The 21,625-nt window shown below is 68.7% G+C and carries 11 protein-coding genes and 1 pseudogene; 3 read left to right on the top strand and 9 right to left on the bottom strand.

Annotation, left to right across the window (positions count from 1 at the left end; all coding sequences use genetic code 11):
• Positions 1–154 precede the first annotated feature (154 nt).
• From tyrS to MXD62_RS01540, 3 genes are read left to right on the top strand one after another with little or no spacing between them, the layout of a single operon-like run.
• Positions 155–1,450: a tyrosine--tRNA ligase gene (gene tyrS / locus MXD62_RS01550; protein ID WP_248827639.1), complete on the top strand. Its 1,296-nt coding sequence runs from the start codon at positions 155–157 to the stop codon at positions 1,448–1,450.
• Between the two features lie 14 nt (positions 1,451–1,464).
• Positions 1,465–2,280, top strand: coding sequence for a hypothetical protein (locus MXD62_RS01545; protein ID WP_248827638.1), 816 nt, complete (start codon positions 1,465–1,467; stop codon positions 2,278–2,280).
• Complete coding sequence (locus MXD62_RS01540; protein ID WP_248827637.1) at positions 2,261–3,178, top strand: hypothetical protein; 918 nt, start codon at positions 2,261–2,263, stop codon at positions 3,176–3,178. Before MXD62_RS01545 ends, MXD62_RS01540 begins: the two co-directional genes overlap by 20 nt.
• Before the next feature lie 3 nt (positions 3,179–3,181).
• Here MXD62_RS01540 and MXD62_RS01535 read toward each other — a convergent pair whose 3' ends face one another.
• The 9 genes and pseudogenes from MXD62_RS01535 to MXD62_RS01500 form a co-directional block, all read right to left on the bottom strand.
• Positions 3,182–4,936, bottom strand: coding sequence for a radical SAM protein (locus MXD62_RS01535; protein WP_248827636.1), 1,755 nt, complete (start codon positions 4,934–4,936; stop codon positions 3,182–3,184).
• Between the two features lie 353 nt (positions 4,937–5,289).
• On the bottom strand, positions 5,290–5,964 hold the full coding sequence (locus MXD62_RS01530; protein WP_248827635.1) for a PASTA domain-containing protein: 675 nt from the start codon (positions 5,962–5,964) through the stop codon (positions 5,290–5,292).
• Between the two features lie 299 nt (positions 5,965–6,263).
• On the bottom strand, positions 6,264–6,809 hold the full coding sequence (locus MXD62_RS01525) for a DUF4333 domain-containing protein (protein WP_248827634.1): 546 nt from the start codon (positions 6,807–6,809) through the stop codon (positions 6,264–6,266).
• A gap of 192 nt (positions 6,810–7,001) precedes the next feature.
• A pseudogene (locus tag MXD62_RS40015) lies at positions 7,002–7,103 on the bottom strand (DUF2510 domain-containing protein); the annotation flags it as partial.
• 82 nt (positions 7,104–7,185) lie between these two features.
• Entirely contained in the window at positions 7,186–7,710 is a 525-nt protein-coding gene (locus MXD62_RS01520; RefSeq protein ID WP_248827755.1) for a hypothetical protein, read from the bottom strand.
• 615 nt (positions 7,711–8,325) lie between these two features.
• On the bottom strand, positions 8,326–12,633 hold the full coding sequence (locus MXD62_RS01515; protein WP_248827633.1) for a type IIL restriction-modification enzyme MmeI: 4,308 nt from the start codon (positions 12,631–12,633) through the stop codon (positions 8,326–8,328).
• Positions 12,630–15,935 carry a DISARM system SNF2-like helicase DrmD gene (drmD, locus tag MXD62_RS01510; RefSeq protein ID WP_248827632.1) on the bottom strand — a complete coding sequence of 1,102 codons (3,306 nt, stop codon included), beginning with the start codon at positions 15,933–15,935 and terminating at the stop codon, positions 12,630–12,632. The genes MXD62_RS01515 and drmD overlap by 4 nt, the downstream gene beginning before the upstream one ends.
• A gap of 138 nt (positions 15,936–16,073) precedes the next feature.
• Positions 16,074–17,144: a Wadjet anti-phage system protein JetD domain-containing protein gene (locus MXD62_RS39585; protein WP_248827631.1), complete on the bottom strand. Its 1,071-nt coding sequence runs from the start codon at positions 17,142–17,144 to the stop codon at positions 16,074–16,076.
• Complete coding sequence (locus MXD62_RS01500) at positions 17,141–21,619, bottom strand: hypothetical protein (protein WP_248827630.1); 4,479 nt, start codon at positions 21,617–21,619, stop codon at positions 17,141–17,143. The genes MXD62_RS39585 and MXD62_RS01500 overlap by 4 nt, the downstream gene beginning before the upstream one ends.
• Positions 21,620–21,625 lie beyond the last annotated feature (6 nt).

Here is a 21,625-nt window from a genome sequence, read left to right as displayed (position 1 = left end):
GGGGTGACATGGCGCCTCGATTCCTGCCGCGAACGAAGATGTCAAATCGTACCAATTTGGCACTCTACAGTCAAGAGCTTAGGAAAAACGGGTCACGCGCCGTGATAGACTTCCCTAAGTTATCTACCCTTCTGACTTATAGGTGTGGAGAGGCATGGAAAGCGCGGAATCCGTCGGCGTTTCTTCGAGTGAAGACCTGTTCGACGAGCTCGTCTGGCGCGGCCTGGTCGCCGACGTCAGTGACGAGCAGGCGATTCGAGAAATGCTGCGCGAACCGACCACCCTCTACTGCGGCTACGACCCCACCGCGACCAGCCTGCACCTGGGTAACCTGCAGATGGTCGTCACCCAACGCCGTTTCCAGCTGCGCGGCCACCAGGTGATTGCCCTTTCCGGCGGCGGCACCGGTCTGATCGGCGATCCCAGCGGCAAGGCCAACGAGCGGGCCATGCAGGAGACCAAGACGGTTGCCGAGTGGGCAGCGAACATCCGCGGCCAGCTCGAGCGCCTGTTGCCTGCCAGCGACGGGGTTCCCGCGCCTATTTTCGTAGACAACTACGAATGGGTGTCACAGATTCGTGCCATCGACCTGCTGCGCGATGTCGGCAAGTACTTCACCATCAATTACATGCTGGCCAAGGACAGCGTGGCGAATCGCATCGCAGACACGACGTCGGGAATCAGCTACACCGAGTTCTCCTACATGCTGCTGCAGGCTCTCGATTTCGCCACTCTCAACGACCGGTATGGCTGCACCCTGCAGATCGGCGGCAGCGACCAGTGGGGCAATATCACCGCAGGCCTTGAACTAATCAGGAAGACCGGCCGTCCCCGCTCCTTCGGCCTCACTTCGCCACTGATCCTGCGCTCGGACGGCAAGAAATTCGGCAAGAGCGAAGAGGGCGCGGTGTGGCTCGGCGAGAAGCTCACCTCACCGTTCGCGTTCTACCAGTACTTCATCAACGTGCCCGACGCTGACGTGATCAACCTCCTGCGCCGGATGACTTTCCTCAGCCGCGCGGAGATCGCCGAACTTGAGGAGGTGACCGCCACCGTCCCAGGCGAGCGCCGTGCCCAGCGGAGACTCGCCGAGGAGCTGACCCGCTACGTCCACGGCGAGTCGGGCCTGGCCACCGCGGAGCAGATCACCGCCTGGCTCTTCGGCAAGGGTGACCTGCCCGCGGATGCCCGCTCGGCAGCGAGCTTCACCGGTGCCCCGTTGGTCGTCCTTGACCCGGGCAGCCTGCCCACGTGGACCGAGACTGCGGTGCGGGCGGGTCTCGCCAAGTCCCTTTCGGAGGCCCGCAGGCTCATCGACGGCGGCGGCATCTACGTCGAGGACCGCGCGGTCACCCACGATCTTGTCCCCCAGTCGGATGATTTCGCCACCGGCCCGCTGCGCTTCCGGCGCGGCAAGCGCCAGCGGGTCATCGTGGTCCTCGGTTCCTGACTCGCCGCCTCCGCATGGGTCAGTGGGAATTTGGCCTGGTCGAGCTGGCTACCGACCTTGACACAACAGCGGCGGGTGAGGTCGGTAGCCAGGCCGAGGTGCTCATACCAAGGTCGATCACGCCGGAGCGTCCAGCGCACTCGATCTTCCTCGGCGCGGGGAGCCCGCCGACCCTGCGCCGTGACGCCACGAAGACCAGCGTCCGGGTTCCTGACCCGAATGCTGCCGCAACAGCGGTGACAGTTCTCGCCGCGAGCAGATTGGCGGCACTGCGCGAGGCTGAGGGAGTCCTGACCTTCCACGCCGCGGCCGTGGCCACCTCAGCCGGTGCTGTGCTGCTCACTGGCCCCCCGATGGCGGGCAAGACGTCGGTGGCGCTCGAGATGGAGCGCCGTCTCGGCTGGCGAATCGTCAGCACCAACGTCACGTGTGTGCGCGCCTCGACCGGCGAGCTGACGGCGGGTACCGCCAGGCTCACGGTACGGGGACAGCCCGGTGACCGATTCCGCCTGGTCTCGCAGGGAATCAGGCTGCTGCCATCGGCGCCGGTCAGGGTGGTCGCGATCGCTGACGTGATGCCCGGCCCATCGCCGCTCTGGGCGGACGACCACAATGACGCAGCGATCACCGTCCACCGCCATGCAGCGGAGTGGCCGCGGATGGTCACCGCACTGACCGGTGACCTGGTCGACACCGGCCTGGACATCCAGGAGACAGCTGCCTACCGCTGGGCACTTGTGCAGACGCTCATCGACCGGGTCCGCTGTGTGAGACTATCCGGCCCCGCCGCCGAGATCGCAGAATGGCTTGGTGAACAGGCGGCATTCTGACGGCATGAGCTGGGTGGTCGCGATGGTCGGCACGGCGGCGCGGGGGTCTCCTGCCGTCAACCCGTTGCTGGACGGCGAGGTGGAGAACCTCGCAAGTGCCTGGCTCGCATCATGCTCTCGACCGACAGCCGTTGGTGTGGCTGATGCCGAGGTGCGCTTGATTGAGGCGATCGCGGGGGTCCCGGTTGATGCCGCCCCCGATCTCGACGCGTTCCAGCCCGCGCTTACGACTCGCCCATGGGATATTGCCAACCAGGTCACCCTGGCCTTTCACCGCGCACGACGCTCAGGTACGGAGAGATCGTGGTGGGAAGACCTGGCGCGCCTGCTCGCCGGTTTCCAGCCGCACCGGAATCCCGACGCCTTGCAGCCGCTCGGCCTGTGGGGGCACATCGCTCACCTGGAGATCGTATTCGGGCCAGTGGTCCGACTCGATAACGGAACGGTCGACTGGGTTCTCGGGCTGCAACACAGGGACGGACTTTGCTACCCGGCAGGCGGCGGTGGCGCCTGCCCTGACCTCAACTGGGTCAACATCGTGCTGAGCCTGCACCTTCGCGGGCACGTGGACCATAGCGAGGTACACAACCGATTCGATCGGCTGCTTTGGGCGTTGCGTCCGCTGTTCGACGAGACGCTAGCCCGGGAAAGTCTCCGCGAACGGCCGCTTCCGATTTGGCACAGACTGTCGCTGCCCGCGACGGCCGCGTGGTGGACATCGCCGCGGGTATTCCGGGCCCTGATGCTGGCCGAACCGTCCTGGTGGCATACGGCGGTGCGGGCCGTGACCGTTCTCACGGTGATTGCGTTCCTCAACGGGGTCCAGCTCGAGCCCACACCCCACCACCTGCTGGCGTGGCTGTCGCCGTCGACCTTGAATGCAATGCTGTTACAGTGACCTCTATTTGTCGTCTACAGGCCGCGACCTCCCCAGTTCGATGAAGACCGGTGCCGGCTGGTTGGTGTGGAACACCGCGCTCGCCGTTCGTCCGCTTCCACACGGCCTCACGCGGCCGAACGCCGCGGTGTCGACAGCCTCAGCGCCGGTCGCGGTCAGCCAGGTGTCGTTCTCGATCACGTGCCGATCCAGGGCATCCGGCTCCGCCATCCGCACGACATCGACAGCCGAGGCGTACTGGGCTGGAATGAACCCGCCTCGGCGCAGACGGGCGCTCAGGGCCGCACGCTGGTCGGCGGGCAGCCGCGACCAGATCCCCTGTTCGGCGCGGGGCAGAAGGGAACACGCAGTCTTGTCGCGGCCGAACACGACTCGGCCACCGCCCTGGTGCTCGGTGTTCGCCCGGTCGTTCGCGCACTGGCCGTGACAGATGTCCTCGTATCGGCATCCCTGGCACGCCTCAGTCACCTCGCGAACCGTCAGCTGGGTGAAGTCACTCCCCCTGGCGGAGGCGACCCCGGCGTCCCAGACGCTGGCGTGATCGCGAACGCCAGTGGTCGACCGGTTCAGCAGCAGGCAATCGAACACGTCGCCTTCAGGGCCGATGACGAAGTACGAGCCGTGGCACGGGAAACAAGGGTGATCGTCCGGTCGGCCCGCGCCGGACATCTCGAACCCGGCCTCGAACAGTTCGTGCTTGTACACCAAGGGGATGGAAAGCCGAAACGGCCTACCGCGCTCTTGGTGAAGCGCTACTAGATGCGCGGCTGCGGCGACGATGTCGCCGTACGGCGGAATCGACGCCGGATCCGTGACGCATGCAGAAATAAAATCCCGAACGAAGTAGGGGAAGCTGATCGTCCAACGCTCCGCTCCGACTTCCATCATGAAGTCGTGCAGGCGAGTCAACTGGGCGGGATCGAGTAAGTGGGTGTTCCACATGCTGTTGATGGAAAGCCGGGTACCCACGAGTGGGCCGTTGAACATCGCCCGCATGTTTTTCATGTGCCGAGGTGACGCCTTGGTAGCCGTCCGGGTCCGGGACTCGTCATCGCTGAGGTAGTCGATCGAGGCGTGTATGTGGAAACGGTCTGGCTCGATCACTCCGGCCAGGTCAGGCAGGTGCCTCTCGAGCAGGGAAGCGTTGGTGCACAGCTCCACCTCCTCGAAGTGCTCCTTAGCAAAGGCGTGCGAGATCAGCGTGGTGATGCCACGTTTGGTCAGCGGCTCACCGCCGGTGATCTTAACCCGCCGTACTCCCATGGCGTGGGCCTGGTCCAGCACTGCGATCCACTCGTCGATCGCCAGCTCACGCTCCTCGGCGCGGACGGCCTTGGTCTCCCAGTCGTCGTCGCGAGAGCGCTGGTAGCAGTAGCTGCAGTCGTAGTTACAGACTTCGGTCACATTGAGATCAAGTTTTCTGGCGAACCGGTTGGCTGTCAGCCGGTACACGGGGTCGGGATGCCAGTAGGCGATGACCTCGATCGGTGACAGCCTGCCGAGGGGAGTGGTGAACCCAGGCAGCCCCTCTCTGGCAGGCGTGGTGATATTCGTGCCCAGTGCCTCGCGTCGGAGCAGCCACGCCACTGGTCGAGAGCGCTCCTCGCCCCGATTCAGTCGAGCGAGCACCTCAGCCGGACAATGAGCCAGAGCGACTGCCACGGCGTCACGTAGGCTGTCCGGAATCACATCGTGTGGCGTGGTAATAGCCGCTGCGATGGCCCGGAGAGTTTGGGAAACAGCAAGCTCGACAGTCACGGCCACTCCCTTGATCGGGGGAAAGACCACGATAGCCGCTCCCGTAGCGCCACCGCAGGAGCTCAAGAATTTTGGTACGACCTTTCTGGGAGCAAGGCCGTGCGCGATGCAGGCGTTCGACTTCGAACGTCTGCTCCGTATTCCCGAGCACCCCTGTCTCCGCATCCACTCAGGCCGTGACGCCGGAGCTGGACCGAATCGCCGAGGACAGCGGCGAGTGTCTCATGGGGGGATCACCCAGCATCCCGGCCATAGATCGCCGGTCGCCTCCTTCCGCTGCCCGGTCGCGGGGCTGCGTCACATACCGGCTGCCGGAACGGCGAGGCCACTCACCGGCCGTCGGGGAAGGAGGATCAGCACCACTTGCTCCTGCAGAAGCCTCCGCCGCTGCTACCGCCCCCGCCGCTGCTCCAGTTCCGATCACCTGGAACGTTGAAGTCGTCGTCGTCGTTGTCCAGGTCCGTTGATCCACCGTCGTATGTTCCTGCTGTAGAGGACGGCGGAGGCGGCGTGGGCTTCACCAGGACTGTGATCAGCTGACCGAGTCGAAGCGGGCGTCCGGCTTCGGGCAGGCTGCCCACGAGGGTGCCACCCGATGCGACCTTCAGCCGATCACGCGGCCCCCACTCGGACTCGGGCTCGATCGAGGGGTCGCCGGGGATGGTGCTGGTGACAGCGGTCCTGTGAGCGTCGGACGAATACGCCGGCGCCGTTCCCTCGGCGTAGCGGTACTCGATGAGCTCCCTGATGTCAGGGAGCGACTCGGAGAACTGAGAGACCTCCCCGGCGGGGAGCGCCGGCATGACAGGGTTGGGCTGGAACCACCTCCACTCCTGGTTGCGGAGGTAGAAGAGGTGAACCTGGTCATTTTCCAGGATCTTCGTCCCGGCCACCGGAACCGTCGCGGCGACCGTCCAGTTGTCGCGGTCGAAAACGCTTCGATCCCGCGGCGAGAGATCCCGTTCCGAATGGTTGTGTGGCGCGGCTGACAGGGCGTCCTTGGGGTTCATTCCGACCAGGTTCGGCATCAGCCGCTCCTCCGGACCCGCAGGCACCGTGGGTTGCCCGGCCACGGCCAAGGTGGCTGTCCGGGACGGACCTGCCGGTTCCTAGCCGCCGACGTTGCCCGCGATCATGGCGACGACGAAGACGATGCCGATACAGCAGCTCCACCGCGGGTGGCGAGCAACCCACCAGATGATTCGACGTCCACGAGACGGATTATTCACGCGAACCGCCCACGAACCATGTCATCACATTTTCCTCCGTGTACGGCGGCACAGGTAATTTCTCGCAGGGTGGTCTAATCGGCTCACGCGGAAGTAGCTCAGAGGGTCATCCAGGTGTAGCTGCCGCTGTCGTCCTCCATCGTGACGACCACGAAGATCCTGTCGCCCTCTCCCTCGGCCACGCACCGGAAGGTGGACCCGGCCGACAGCGGCGGGTCCTTCGGGCAGGACACCGTCACCGAGACGCCGCTCTGACGCCTGATCTCCTCGGCGATGTCCCGCTGCACCCGATCCCGATCGAACACCGAGTTCGCCGTGAGGACGCTGCTGGTAAGTGGCTTGGCGAGGGGGAACGACAGGAGCGTCAGCACTACGCACAGGCCGAAGGCGGCCCAGGTCGTCCAGGGCGCGGGGCGGCGACACATTGCCCGCCCGAGCAGGTACGCCCAGGGTGACACGAAGGCCAGCACCCAGTGGGCCGGCTCCTCCCCGAGATGGCGCAGGACCCGGTAGTCGACGATCGCGAGGAACAGCCCGCCGGCCCAGCCGACGAAGATCCCCAGCCAGACCGCCGCCGAGACGCCGAGTTCCGGCGACACCGCGCCGACCACCAGTCCGACGAGCAACCCAGCCAGCGGAGCCACGGCAACCGCCCACGCCGTCGGCTCCCCCGCGGCCTCCCGCGCCAGATAGCCGATCGTCGGAGGCGGCCCCGACGGCGGCGGGAACCCCGGGACGGGCGGCGCCGGCGGCCCGACGGGACCAATCCGCGGAGCCGGGCCTGGCGACGGCACGCCCGGCGGCGGCCAGGACGGCTGTACCGGCGGTGGCGCAGAAACGCCCGGCGACGTGGCCGACCCCCAGGCGGCCCCGCTCCACCACCGTTGCCGGCTCGGGTCGTTCGGGTCGGGATACCAGCCGGGCGGCGGCGGTGGCATAGGTGACACCGCGGGCGTCCCGGAACTACCGGACATGATGGGTTTCATCTCCTGTCGTGGACGGTGCCCAGAAGTCACAAACTCAGAAAGCAGGCCATTCCACCAGGCTGGCGGACTCGAACAGGTTCGAGGTGTAGACGAGGTTGCCGTGGGCCACGTCGACGGTCAGGCAGCCCTGGAACTTCTCCCCCGCTCCGAGGGTCGCCGCGTTGAACGCCGGCTCGCAGCCGAACGTCGGCTGCACCCGGGCGCCGTCGGGCGTGCGGACGAAGAAGTCGAACGGGTTGACGTCGAAGCCCTGCTGCTGCGAGGCGAAAGACACCATGAAGGTGGTGAACGACGGGCCGGCTGTCGGCGTGCTGAAGCCGTTGTAGAAGGACGCGACCGGCTTCGGCTCGGCGACGCTGAGGGTCGCCGCAACCTGGCCATCCTTGCGTACTTCCAGGACCTCGTCGTACTGGGCCTGCCTGGTTCCGTTCGGTGCCGAGCCAGGCTGCCCGACCGGCGCGCCGGTCGATCCGTCCGCGGCGGCGTTCTGTGCCGGACCGGAGGTGGTCCCGGTGGAGGAGACAGACGTCTCCTCCAGACAGCCGGTCAACCCGACCATCCCGACAAGGAAACCGGCAACGATGACAAGCCTGGAATTACGCATGTTGAGCCCCCGTAGAAATCGCCGCTGTGAATGTTTTCAGGCAGCGTTGAATTCACCTCCACGACGACACAGGATTACCTGGCCTCGCGGGGTGTGTGATAGCTAGCCCAGGTTCCAGGCTAGCTGATATGGTCGCGCGCAGTCCTTTTCGGCCGCGGTCCGTTCCTGGACAGCTTGGGTCGGCGAATTCTGGCAACGCTCAGCCCTGCGGCTTCAAAGCCACCGCCAGCTCCAGCGGCTCGGCGAGAGCCGCTCCAAATCCTCCGTCCGGCGCCTTGGTGACGACCGGCCACGCCGAAGGACTACAGCAAGGCGCGCTCGGCGACAGCCTCCACGGCGGCGATGGGCCTGGTCAGCAGCCTGGCCGAGACGCCGAAGGCCGTGGAGACGGTGAGGTGGCGCGGTGAATCGAGACGCATGGATCCCCCCTGAACCAGCGTGCGCCGAAGGCTGCCCGGCCTTCGACGGTGATGCGGCCAGCGGAGACGGAAGACGTGTCTATCGCCGGCCGGCCGCCCATCTTAGCCGACCTCCCCTACACCATGGTCGGCGGGGTCGTGCGAGCACAAACTACAGGTCGAACAGGGCCGCTTCCGGTGGTGCGGCAGCAGCCGGCCTGGCACGGGCGCCTTTCTTCTTGGCACCCTTCTCATGTAGCCCGGCGGCGACCTCCTCGGCGTACCGGGCATGGTTGAGTTCGAGGAGGCGATCGAGCACCTCCCTCTGCGCCCACGGCCCGATCGTGTACCGGGTGTACTTCCCGGCCGGGTGGAAGCCGTGGTCGAGCCCCCGCTCGAGCATGTCCTCCCAGCCGTAGGCGCGAAAGGTAGCCTCGTCGATGGTCCGGTGAATCTCCCGAAGCTCGACGATATCAGCGTCTTTACAGCCGGGGTTAAAAACAAGATTGTACGTCTTCGTCAACCCAGACTGCCGCTGGAGCATGACCTCCCGCCGGAACCTGTCCAACCGCTCCCCGAGTTCCCTCATCTCCCCCGCCATCTCCGGAAATGGGAATGTCTCGAAAACATCCGAGGGGGTGTAGCGAAGGTCGGCCTTCATGGATGAGGCCCGCGAGACCGCCCACCAATAATGCAGAGAGCTCGAAAGTAGCGCCAACAACACCCCGTCTTTTGCGGCAAACACTACGGTCATCTCACTAAAAACTTGCCCAGTCGAAATAATTGCCGGCATCAAGGTGGAACTCACTCGCGCAATCGCGATGACTCGGTCAAGATTTTTGATCGCACCATAGAGCTCGGGCCTAGATCTCTCAAAGCGCCACCAGCGCTCTCGCGCCGTCTTACTGAAGCGATTAAGATCACGCTCGGGTTTGACTAGATTACGGATCTGGTCGTAGCAGTCACGGTATTCTTGGGCGCGGCCTTCGGGCCAGTCATGGAAGTTGATGACCCAGCGGCTGCCGGAGCAGTCGGGGCGCGAGTTCAGGTCCTGGCCGTTGACGTACGGGAAAAGAATCTCGGCGTTGCCGGGATCCTTCGCGATCAGGGCCTGCGCGCGTTCCGACTCCATGGTGAAACCGAGACCTAGGATGTTTGATCCTTGAAAAGACAGCCCGGCGTTGGCTGCCAGCCGATGCGGGTTGCCGGAAACTCGGGATTCAGGGTCCAGGGATGGTGCGATCGCGGGGACGAGGGTGCCGTCCGCGATACGCGCCGCGTTCTGCCCGATCTGGGTGGTGGTCCAGACGGCGCTGTACTCCACCGTCGCGGACTTGGACGGCCAGGGAAGGCTCTTGACCGACCGACGGATTACATATCCCCCGGCGACGGCCTGGTCGAGGCCGACCTCACGGGTGTCGCCCTGAGTCACAGTGTTCGTCGCGATCAGACCTGTCTGGCCACCGCCGTTGAGCAGGGCGTGGAAGCGCAACACGAAATAGGCGACCAGATCGGCGCTTCCCCGCGCGCCGGAGCCAAGATACTCGACCAGGTACTCACGGTAGGCGACTCCAAGCGTTCCGGTGAGTTTCTGCCCACCAAGGAACGGTGGGTTGCCGATGACGGCGTCGAAGCCGCCCTTCTCGAACACCTCGGGAAAGATCAGCGGCCAGTGCAACGGCTCCCGGCTGAAGGAACCGGAGACATGGTCGGTGGCCAGCCAGGTCCGGGCGGTACCGCGAGCTTCATCGTCTTCCTGCCCGGCCGCGACCTCGTTCGCGAGCCGGGCCGCGGTCAGGAAGTAACTGTCCCGGCTGGCCCTCTTGCCCTCGACGATCTCCGCCCGAGCATGCGGATCGCTGCTCCCAGCCCACCTGCGGCTGCCCGCCAAGGAGGCACCCACCGTCAGATCCGCGAAGAGCCGCAGGCGGGCTGTGTCGTGTTCGGTCCGTGATAGGAGAGCGTGCTTCTTGGCCAGGCCCTCCAGTGTCGATCCGTCGGTCGCAATGATTGCCTGGCGTTCGGCGGTCACGTCACGGACCAGTTCACGGATGCCCGACGTCCAGCCGAAGATGTCGGAGTGCAGCTCGCGGCCCTTGGCTGGGTCGAGGTGCATGTATTCGAGCTGGTCGAGCGAGGTGATGCCCAGCAACGAGTCCCCGGCGACCAGTTTGTCGTCGAGGAAGGTGAAGGGGTGCCGGACATCCATCGAGACCAGCCACAGGGACAGCTTTGCCATCTCGACGGCCATCTCGTTGATGTCCGCCCCATACAGGCAGTGTTCGATGATCTGGCGCCGGGCCTCGATAACGGCCTCGTCGTCCTCGGCGTCCCGGCCAAGCCATGTGCCGGTCTCATCGTGCCCAGGCAGATTGCCGGGGCCGGAGGTGACCACCCCGGCTGAGCCAGCCGCCCGGCCGCCGGCCCGGGGGTCGCTTTCCAGCGTCCATGCCTCGACGAGGCGGTCGCCGAGGTAGCGGGCGGCGGCGACGAGGAACGCGGCCGAGCCCATCGCGATATCCGCGACCTTCAGCGCAAGGATCTCCGTGCTGGAGCGCAGTTTCCAGGCGTTGGTGTCGGCGGTCTGCAACGGGCCCGGGGCGTAGACCAGCGGCTCCAAGGCGTTGTTCGCGACCTCCTCGGCGAGGAAGCGGGGCGTGTAGTGCGTGCCGGTGTTCTTCCGCAGCGGCGACTCGGTGACGTACAGGCCGCTTTCGAGGATGACCACCGGCTGGTCGCGCAGGTCCCGGCGCAGCAGGCCGTAGAACGGCAGGAGCCGTTCGGCGGTCGGGTAGTCGCCTCGGGTCACGGCGAGCAGGGCCTTGCGTGCCTCCTCCTGCCCCCCGGCCTCCAGCGGGGTGAGCCGCTTCTCGACCGCCTTCGGCGAGCCGATCCCGCTGGCGGCGAAGCGCTCCGCGAGGGCGGCGGCGAGCAGTGGCCGGCCCCGGTGCCGCGACGCCAGGTCCTCCAGCTCGGAGAGCCCGACCTCGGCCTCCAGGCCCTCCTTGCCGACCAGTCCGACGATCACCTCGCCGGCCGGGGCGCGCTGCGCGTCGTAGGACAGCAGGCCCTCGTAGACGTAGCCGATCTGTTCGACGTCCAGCGACCGGAAGCTCAGCGTCCGCCGCTCCCGCGACCGTCCGCTGCCGACCTGCACGTACTGGACGGCGCGCAGCATGTGCAGGACGGTCCGGTCGTCGACGCCGAGCGGCAGCCAGGGGTGCGTGTCCGGGTCGAACAGGGAGCCGCCGTGGGCGTGCATGCGCAGCCGGGGGTGGTCGACGCCGGTGTAGACGGCGGTGAACAGGGCCCGCAGCCGGTGCCAGGCGGCTGTCGACTGTTCCAGGTCGTCCTCGGTGGCGCCGTCGTAAAGCTGCTGTTCGAGGTCGGCGCAGAGCCGGCCGACCGAGTAGGTGCCGGCGTACAGCTCGTTGTCGGCGGGCAGCAGGCCGCGTTCCTCGGCGTAGAGGAGGAAGACGATCCGCATCATCACCGCGACCGCGCCGCGGTAGATGTCGTGTTCGGGGATGTCGCGCAGCCCGACGCTGCCGCGGGCGTGCTCGGCGACGTGCCAGCGACCGAAGGCGGCGACGAGCAGCTCCACCGCCTGGCGGACCTGGATTCCCAGCGCCTCGGTGATCTCCTCCTGGCTGCCGAGGCTCGCCTTCAGCAGCGGGACGAGCGTCTCCGTGTCCGGTACGCCGAAGAACCGCCGTCGGCACAGCAGCGAGACGAACGCGCGCACCACGTCGCGCTCGGCTGCCTCCGGCCAGGACACCGCGTCGAACACGGCCGTGGTCGTCACCCCGCCGCGCGGGGCCCAGACGAGCGCCCACTGCCGGCCGTTCGTGACCAGTGCCAGCTCGATGCCGTGATGCCGGCAGGCCAGTGCCGCCCGGTCCACGGGGGTCGCCGCCCAGGCCTGCCCGGCGACCCGCCCGGTCGGCGACTGTCCGGGCGCCACGACCAGGCCGAGTATCCGTACCGCGTCGGGCTTCACCCCGGCGGCGCTGTCGGCGGCGCCGGCGACGTCCGGGTCGACGAGGACGAAGGACGGGACGACGCGGGTGTCGTGCTGGTCGACGTCCACGGCGAGCGCGGCCAGGGGATCAGCGTCACCGATCGCCGCGGCGGCAGCCGGGCCGGCGTCCACCTCGCCACCGGTTTCGGGCCAGGCCAGTGCGTCGCCCCAGCCGAGGAGCTCGGCGAGCACGAACCGGACCCAGTCGCGCTGGCCGGCCGCCGGGGCGTCCAGCCAGGTGGCGTGTTCCTGGCGCAGCCGCTCCCGGGTCTTCTTCTCCAGCGGGTCGAGGGTCGGCCAGATCCGCCGCAGCACCGGCAGGCTCAGGAACGGGCCGCTGACGTCGATCAGGCTCAGCCAGTCGCGGTGCTGCGCCACGCCGTCCGGGGCCGGGGGGCGCCGCCGCCCGGCGGAACCGCCTCGGCCACCGCGGTTACCGGTTGTCGTCCCCGCGCTCATCGTCCCGCCTCCTGGGCCGGCACGACCAGGACGACCGCGACGGGGAACTGGTGCTGCCGCGGGTCACGGTAACGGCCGGCGATCACATCGAGCTCCCGTTGCTTTTCCTGATCAAGCCGGTGCAGGCGTTCTTCCCAGGACTGCTTGTCCCGGCGGAACTGGGCCAGTTCCTCCCGGCTGTTGGCAACGGAAGCCCGGCTGAACAGGGCGTCCTCTTCGTTGTCGGGATCCTTGAGCGCCGAGCGGAGCGTGCTCGCGAACTGGTCCAGGATCGCGGTGATCCGGGCCTCCTCGGCGCTCTGACGCTGCGCCAGGATGCGGGTCAGCGACTCGTGGCGGGTCCGCGTCCGCCAGTTCAGGGCGGAGAGCACGCCCTCGCGTGCCGCGGGCCACCGTTCGGCGAGGCGCTCCTGGGTCTCCTGCGTGACGGGGCGGCCGGCGGCGAGCGCCGATCCGACGATCTCCCCGAGGACGGTGAGGTTCTCCAGCCGGCGGAACCGGCCGGCCGCCGGCATCCAGCCGCCGGCCTGCAGTACCTCCTCGTGCAGCCGCACGCCGTCCGCGCCGACGAGCACGAACCGGGAGAACGCGCCGACGAGCACCTCCTCGCAGCGCGGGTCGTCGGTGCGCACCGCGGCCACCCGGTGCAGGCCGACGTCGGCGTTGGAGACGGCGCCGCGCAGCAGCCGGGTCGACATGTCGACCAGTCGGTGGCCGAGGTGGGCGAGCACGACGTCGTCGCGGCCGCGGGCCACCGCCGAGTCGAACGTGACAGGCAGCTGGCGCGGCGGGGCGCCGTCACGGTGCAGCTTCTCGGTCAGCCCGGCCGAGGCGCGCGCCCACGAGCCGGTCAGCGTCGGCACGTCGAACATCCCGTCGCCGGGCTCGCCGTCCGGCGCCCCGGGGGTGTGATCCTCAAACAGGTCGCCGCGCTCGTCGACATGCGGCTTCAGTTTCTGCTGGCGGGCGAGGTCGAGCGCCGTGCCCACCACCCGGTGGACGGCCCGCGGGGTGATGCCGAGATCGCGGACGGTGTCGTCCAGGGTGGCGCGCAGCCGGCGCACCTGTTCCCGCACGTTCTCGGCGACGGGGACGGCCTCGTCCTTCGCGGCCACCGCGTTGATCGTGACGTCGAGGTCGAGGTCGGCCGGGTCGGCGACCCGTTCGCCGAGCATCCGGCGCTGCACCCGGTCGGAGATGACCGCGTTCACCGACCCGAGGTCGGCCTTCATCTGCGCGACCTTCTTCACCACCCGGGACAGGAACTCCAGGTCGGCCTCGTAGGAGTCGACAGCGCCGCTCCACCCGGAGCCCACGAAGTGCCGGATCTCCGGCTGCTGGCGCTGCCCGTACCGGTCGATCCGGCCGATCCGCTGCTCCAGCTTGTTCGGGTTGAACGGGATGTCGTAGTTCACCAGGCGGTGGCAGTGGTTCTGCAGGTCGATGCCCTCGCTGGCCGCGTCGGTGGCGAGCAGGATGCGCACCGGGTGCTCGCTCGGGTCGGCCTGGAAGGCCAGCCGGAGCTGCTCGCGCTCGTCGGCGGGCAGGCCGCCGTGCAGCAGGCCCAGCCGCTCCCCGCCGAGCCCCTCCTGGCGCAGCAGCCCGGAGAGCCAGATCTGGGTGTCGCGGTACTCGGTGAAGACGACGACCCGCTCGTTCAGCCAGTGCTTCCCGTCGGGCCGGCAGACCGCGGCCAGGTAGGTGAGCAGGGCGCGGGCCTTCGCGTCCGGTTCGGCCTCGTGGGCGTCCGCCCAGCGCTGCATCCGCTCCAGCAGCCCGGTCTCGTCCTCGGTGGGGTCCGGCTGCATCGGACGGACCCGACCCAGCGCGTCGTCCTCGGCGTCGGCGAGCTGCTCGTCGTCGAGGGTCGCGACGTCGTCGAAGTAGTCCTCCATCCACTCCGGCACGTCATCCCACTCCGGCGCGCTACCGAGGTCGCTGCCTCCGCCGCGCCCCTGCCTGGCTGCGAGGGTCTCCCGGTAGACGGCGACGGTGTGTGCGAAGGCGGCTGGGGAGGAGAACAGCCGCTTCTTCAGCAGTAGCGTCACCAGGTCGGTCGCCTTCCGGCCGCGCTCCGAGTTCAGCCGGACCCGGCGCAGCGCGGAGAACTCCTTGAGTAGGCCGTGGATCTCCCGCTCGCTGTCGGGATAGACCACCGGCATGTCGATGGAGCGGCGCGCCTGGAACCGTGGCGTGCCGTCCGCGTTCTCGATGCCGCCTTTCAGCCGGCGGACGACCACCTCCTCGACCGCTTTCTGGTCCGGTGCCACGCCGCGGGCGAACCGCTGATCGTCGAGGATCTCCAGCAGCGCGGTGAACGACGCGAGGTAACCGTTGTGCGGAGTGGCCGACAGGAACAGCCGGTGGGTGAAATGCGGGGCGAGGCGGCGGATCAGCTTCGTCTGCTGCGAGTCGATCGCGTAGACCTGCTTCGGCGCGGCCGGGGCGACGTGATGCGCCTCGTCGAGGATGAGCAGGTCGAACGTGCGCGGGTAGGTCGGCTGGCCGTCACCGGGAAGTACCTCGTCGAGCAGCCGCTGCGCCTTCGGGCCGCGCAGCCAGGGGAGGCTGACGATCGTGAGCGGATAGACCTCGAACGGGTTCGCCGCGCTGCCGTGCGAGCGGCGGACGGCGGCGCACCGCTCGGCGTCGATGATGGTGAAGTCGCGGCCGAACTTCTCAGCCATCTCGTCACGCCACTTCAGGGTCAGCCCCGCCGGGCAGACAATCATGATTCGCCGGGCCCGATGCCGCAGCAGCAGCTCCTCGGCGACCAGCCCCGCCTCGATCGTCTTGCCCAGGCCGACGTCGTCGGCGAGCAGCAGGTTCACCCGCGGCGCCTCGAGGGCCCGGGCCACCGGTTCGAGCTGGTAGTCCTCGACGGCGACTCCCGAGCGGAACGGGGCCTGGAGCCTACGGGCGTCCGCCGAGGTCACCGCCGACCAGCGGATGGCGTCGAGAAACGCGGCGAGCCGTTCGGGTGAGTCGAAGCCGCCCCTGGTCACCTCGGGCAGGGAGCCGCTGGGCAGGATGCGCCGGCCCGGTTCGACCTCCCAGATCACCTCGATCGTGTGTCCGTACCGGCCGTCCTCGACGCTCTGCAGGGTGATGAGGGAGCTCGGCACAGTTGGGCCCGAACCGCTATGTGCTTCTTCGCCATCCGGCGCGACCCGGGCGTCCGTTTCCGCGACGACCCACTTCTGCCCACGCACCTCGACCAGCGCCCCGATACCGGGCAGCTCCGCCCCCGCCGGCAGTGCGCCGTAACGAGTTGGCGCACGTTCCGTGGTCGAACTCGGCATCCTCATCCCCCTCATGGACAGCCCGGTCATTCTGGCAGGACACCGGGCCACCTTCGTGCCCGCTGCGGCCCGCCGACGCCCGGCGCCCACGCATCCCGGCCAACCAGACATCCAGGGGGAACTGTAGCGACTGTGAACTCAATTCACAAGCCGCCCGGAGAGCAGACCGTCCCGCCAGCTGGTGTCCGTGGCGAGCAGTCGAGCGGTGACGGCCTCCTGCGGCAGGCGGGCACCGCCACACAGCAGCTCGGTCGCGCGGGGACGCTCCTCCAGAGCCAGCCATGCGGCCAGCTCGGCGGCGCGGTCGGCTGTCACCATCGGCTGACCGGGCTGCGGCACCCCGACGTCCAGCAGCAGTCGGTACAGGCCTGTGGCCGGCCGGACAGCCGGCAATGCCTCGGCCGCGGCAAGGGCAGCAGCCGCGTCAGGGATGCGCAGGCCATCGGCATCCAGGTCACCGAAGTAGGCGATCGAGGTGACGTCGGGCAGCTCCGCGACCGAGACCACCGACGCTTCGAACGCCGCACCGGCACCCCACGCCAGATATCCGACGTCGCCAGGGTCGGCGGACAGTACCCGAGCGAAGGTGTCGAACGTGTCGGAGTTCTCCACGACCAGTAGCGTCGGGCCGTCGCCGAGGCGGCGGGCCGGCAGCGGCGGACGGGAACGGAACGTACGCAGCAGGTTCAGGCTGAGCCGGCCAGGGCCGAAAACGGCAGTGTGCAGCATCCGGTCGAGCCGCTTCTCGTGCCCGAACACCTCCAGGGAGCGCTCCCGCAGCGGCACGACATCGGTGTCGCGGCCGCGATCACGCAGCCAGCCATTGACCTCTCGGAGCAGCCCGACCTGCCCGACGGTAAGCCGCGCCGACGCGGCCCACGCCAGCTCCGGCCGCCACGGCACCTCACGGGCCAGCGCCGCGGCGGTCGGCGATGCCGTAGGAGCAGGCAGAGTAAGCCGTTTCGGCAGCGGCGGCGCGGCAGTGGTGTCGCGGGCACGCGAAGGTGTGACCACGCCGATCGCGGCAAGCGCATCGAGCGCGGCCGCCAGGTCCGCCCGACGGGTGGGCCTGGTCGCTGACACCGGATCGGCGGTCGCCCACAGAGTCCACAGTTCGGTGAGGGTGACGGTAGGTCGCGACCACTCCTCAAGCACCGCGGCCAGCCGGGTAGCCCGCGGCGGCAGTGTTTCCGAGCCGGCGGCGCTCACGCCGGGCGCCGGTAAACGCGGGTGGCTGTCACGGTGCCCGGCAGGTCGTCAGTGCTGCCAGGCATGTGGTCCGGATAGGGCTCGGGCAGTTGGTTGCGGACGATCTCGGCGACGCGAATGTACTTGAGCCCGGCGCGCAGGTCGGCATCGTTGCGCATCCGGACCCACAGCGGGAAGGCAGCCAGCGCCCGATCGTCGGACAGGCCGGTGGTGTAGACCAGCTGCACACCCAGCGCGGCGGCGACCCCCTTCTGGACGTCCAGCAGGTACTCGGCACTTGCCGTGCCGATCGGGTTGTCCAGGAACAACACGCCGGAATGACGGGTCCGCATCTGACCGCGTTCGTTGGCCCGCAGCGCCGCCAGCGTGCAGTACAGCACGATCGCAGCGGTGAGCCTCTGCCCACCGGAGAACACGTCTTTCATCTGCTCGACGGGCACGCGCTCGTCACGCAGCACCGAGTCGGGCTTGAGTATCTCGACGGTGAGCCCTCTCGGCACAGCGGCCTCGACCGCCCGCAGCAGAAGTGACATGCCATCACGTTTCAGTGCGGCACCGCGCGCGCCGGGCTGGCTGGCGGCGGCGTCCTTCGCGAGCTTGTCCACGACATCGCCCACCCGGGCGACGAGCAGGCTGGGGTCAGGCTCGGGAAACCGGATGCGGAGGAACTCCTTGCCATCCCAGTCACCGAGCTCCTTGGGCAGTTTCGACAGCCGGGACGCTGTCCGCAGCGTGCCCAGCGCCGCCTCGACGGAGGCAACCAGCCGGTCGACAATGGCCTTGCGGTGCCGATGAGCGCGCTCAAGGTCGATGGTCAGTGATTGCAGCCGCTGCGCCAACGCTCCGGCGAACCCGTTGGCACGGGCGGCGATCTGGTCCGGATCGAGCCCGAGCAGCGAGCGGCGGACGACGTTGGTCATCGCCTCGAACCGCGGTTCTCGGGAGAATCGCTGCACCGCCTGTGCTCGACGGTGGACCTCGCCGCGGGCGGCCTCGTCGGCCGCACGGGCTCTCCGCAGCGCGTCGCGCACCTCGCCGGCCCGCGTCCGAGCCACGTCCGCGGTGGCCTCGAACGGAATGGGTCCGATCGGACGGTCGTCGGCCGGCAGATCCTCCAGTGCGGTCTCCAGCGGAGCGGCGACGGCGTCGAAGACTCGGGCAGCCTCGGTGGCTTCCTCCAGCTGTCGGCCAAGGCTGGTGACGACCGCCACCGCGTCGTCGAGGGCCTCCTGCACGCGACGCTGATCGGACTGAGCCTCCAGCAACAGCTCCTGCCCGTGGGCGACGTCGCGAGGCCGGCGGTCGGCGAGAAGTGTGGTCCACGTCTTACGGTCCTGGTCGCCGGGGCTCGCCTGCTCAAGCTGGGTGTCCAGCACCGAGATCCGCTGGACGGCGGCGATGTGAGCGGCGGCGTGCCGGTCGCGGTCGCGGTCGAGGCGGGCAGCGGCGCTGGCCCGGCTCCCGCGGTCGGCACCCTCGGTGCTGGCGAGCAACTGCTCGGCGCGGGCAATGATCTCGGGCGGCCGGCCGGCGACCGTGGCGCGGGCAAGGGCGGCCGCGCTCTCGGCTGCCTGGGCCTCGGCTCGAAGGTCCTGCCCGACCTCCACCGCCAGGTAGACGACCTGGGCGGCGTTGTAGACCGAGCGTAGTTCGGGCAACGGCCTGTCGGGGACAGTGGCGGCGACCTTGCCGGTGGAGGAGGTCACGGATCCCAGATCCTCGCGGAGCCGCTCAGCCCGGCCGCGGGCGTTCTCGGCCGCGCGCGCTGCTTCCTCGGCGCTGCCGAGCGCGGCCTGCCGCTCACCGTCGAGCACGCGGGCACGCTCCTCGGCCGTCTCGGCCGCGGCGACGAGTTCCGGCAGGCGGCGGCGCTGGACGTCGACTTCGGCGACCCGGTTCGCGAGCCGGCGGAGATCGCCGGCCCGCTCGGAAGCCACCCGCTCAGCGCTCCGCAGCCCGGGCAGTTCGTCGGCCAGCTGGTCGCGCAGTTCCTCGGCAGCGGTCACGGCGGCGACGGCCTCGCTGACCGCGACGGCTGCCTCTGCCACCGCGGCCTCAGCGGCGTCCGCCGTGGCCCGCAGGGCGGCAAGCGTGCCCGAAGGACAGACGCGGCGCCAGGCAACCAGTTCGGCGTGACTGGTCCGCATCCCTTCCAGGGCAACAGCCCGGGCTGTGATGTCCGCGCCGCGGTCGGCCATCATCGGCCGCAGTTGGCCGCGGCGCTGCTCGGCGGCGTCGAGGTCGAACAGGGCGGGGTTCGGCTCGACGACGAACTGGGCGTCGTCGCTTTCGGCGGCCGACAGCAGGCCGGCGCCGGTGCCGACTGCGACGGCGGCGGACGGCAGCAGCTGGGCGCCGACCAGCGCGACGCGAGCAGCGGGCAGGGCCGAAGGATCGATGAGGACGACTCCGTCGGCCAGCTGCGGGCGAGCCGCAACGAGCGCGACGCGCTCGGCGGCGGGCACGTTCTCCGCCAGATACCGCCAACCGGCGTGCGCGGCAATGCCGGCTCCGCGCAGGACGGCGACCGCCTGATCGACCTCGGGGCGCGGCGGCAGCAGCCCTCCGTCGCCGAGCGCGTCGAGCAGCCGCTGGTCGGTGCGCTGCGCGGCGTGGAGCTCGGCGAGATTGATCTCGGCGGCGGTGATGTCAGCATGCAGCGCCTCGATGACCGCGGCCGCATGGGCGTCGAGCTCGTCGACATCGCCGGTGTCGGCGGCAAGGAGACGGAGAACATGCCCATCGGACGCGATGAGCGCGGCCCGGCTGGTGGCTTGCCGCAGGGCGCCCATGGCCTCCTGCTGAGCCGAGGTCACTTCGCGGAGAAGTTTGTCAGCCTTGCGGGCTTCCTCGTCCAGGGCGCGGGTGCGGCTCCCCGCCGCAGCCGCTTCCTTCTCAGCAGTCTGTAGCCGTGCGGCGGTCTCACTGGCCGCAGTCGCGGCGCGCGCAGCCGCATCGGCCACCGTGGAGTCCGCCGCAAGCAGTCCCTCACCCACGGCCGCGTCGACCGCACGGCGAACCTCGGCTACCAGCGCCTCGGCCGTCCGGTGATCGCCACGCAGCCGCTCGGCCTCACGCACGGCGGTGTCGCGTCGACCGTCGATCTCAACAGCCTGCTTCCTGTACTCGCCGGCGGCGGTGTCATGGGCCTTCACCTCCGCCTGGGCGGCGCTGATCTCCGCGTGTAATTTCGCAAGCAGGCCTGCCGCGGCCTCATCTCGCTTCTCCTGCGCCGGGCGGGCGGCCTCCTCAGCCTCGGTGATCCTGGCAGCGATGGCCGCGGCGCGTGCCATCGTGGTGTCGCGTTCCTCGACGTAGTCGACCGCGGCCCAGGCGACCAGTTCGACCTCAGCGGCTTTGTGATCAGTATCTGCGGTCTCACGTTCGGCCACAGCATCAGCAATCTGCAGCAGGAGCGTCTGCCGGCGGATCTCGTTGACGGTGTCGCGGGCCTTGTCTCGGTCGCTCTCGGCGGTGCTGGCGACGCCGGCGGCGGCGACATGCTCCTGACGGAGAACAGTTGCGGCCTCGTGCTCCGCAGCGGCACGAGCCTGCACAGCGCCGAGCAGGCCGGCGGCGGCACGGGCGGCGCTCCGATGCCCCGCGGCGGCGTCTTCACAGGCCGTATGAGCTTCGGCGGTGGCGGTAAGGGTGTCGACCACGCCGGTGAGGAACTGGTGCTCGAGCAGCATCGCCTCCCGGTCCCCGATGTTGGTGGCGTAGCTGTCGAAGTTCTCCGCGGCGGTAACAGCGTCCGCCGGGTCGAGGACCGTCTTGAGCAGCCACTCGACGAAGTCTCGGCTGGACCTGAACCTGAACGCATCGGCCGCGTCACCCTCGTCGGCGTTCATCCGCCGTTGGATGGCGAACAGGTCTGGTTCGATGCCGAGCGAGCGCAGGTGATCCGCCCATTCCCGGACACCGTCGCCAGACCAGTTCAGCTGGGTGGCGGGACTGGCGCGGTCGATCTCGGTGAGCGCCCCGTGGAACCCCTCGAGGCGTACATGCCGGCTGTCGTGGATGAACGGCAGCGTCTCCAGTCCCAGGCCGTCGTGCGGGCGCAGTGACCACCACGCCTCGGTGAGCTTGCTGCCGTCGGCGCCACGGGCCCGCTTCCACTGCATCGTCTTGCCAGTGACGACCAGGTCACCGGTGCGCACGTGCATCCACTCCAGGACCACGTGCGCGGGGTTCTCTCCGAGGACGAACTTCTCCATTACCGCGGCCGACCCGCCAACAACATTGCGCCGGCCGGGGAGGACAACGGAGAACAGCAGTTTGAGCAGGACGCTCTTGCCGCCACCGTTCTCCAGGATGAGCAGACTGAACGGACTTGGGCGCCGCACCGGCGCGGCGAACAGGCTGTTCTGACCACCGATCTCAGCGCCGACAGCGGACAGATCGAGAGTGACGTCGTTGTAGCGGGCGCCTCGCGGGCCCGCGCTGAACAGCCGCATCCGGTTGAGTTCGTACACCCGCCC

This window comes from Frankia sp. Mgl5 (genome assembly GCF_023242985.1).
GTDB lineage: Bacteria > Actinomycetota > Actinomycetes > Frankiales > Frankiaceae > Parafrankia > Parafrankia soli.
This window is presented reverse-complemented; position numbering and strand designations above follow the sequence as displayed.

Bases quoted from the DNA above. Each gene is read 5' to 3' on its own strand.
- MXD62_RS01515 (WP_248827633.1), bottom strand. From the start codon at position 12,633: ATGAGCGCGGGGACGACAACCGGTAACCGCGGTGGCCGAGGCGGTTCC.
- tyrS (WP_248827639.1), top strand. From the start codon at position 155: ATGGAAAGCGCGGAATCCGTCGGCGTTTCTTCGAGTGAAGACCTGTTC.
- MXD62_RS01530 (WP_248827635.1), bottom strand. From the start codon at position 5,964: ATGCCGAACCTGGTCGGAATGAACCCCAAGGACGCCCTGTCAGCCGCG.
- MXD62_RS01545 (WP_248827638.1), top strand. From the start codon at position 1,465: ATGGGTCAGTGGGAATTTGGCCTGGTCGAGCTGGCTACCGACCTTGAC.
- MXD62_RS01520 (WP_248827755.1), bottom strand. From the start codon at position 7,710: ATGGTCGGGTTGACCGGCTGTCTGGAGGAGACGTCTGTCTCCTCCACC.
- drmD (WP_248827632.1), bottom strand. From the start codon at position 15,935: ATGCCGAGTTCGACCACGGAACGTGCGCCAACTCGTTACGGCGCACTG.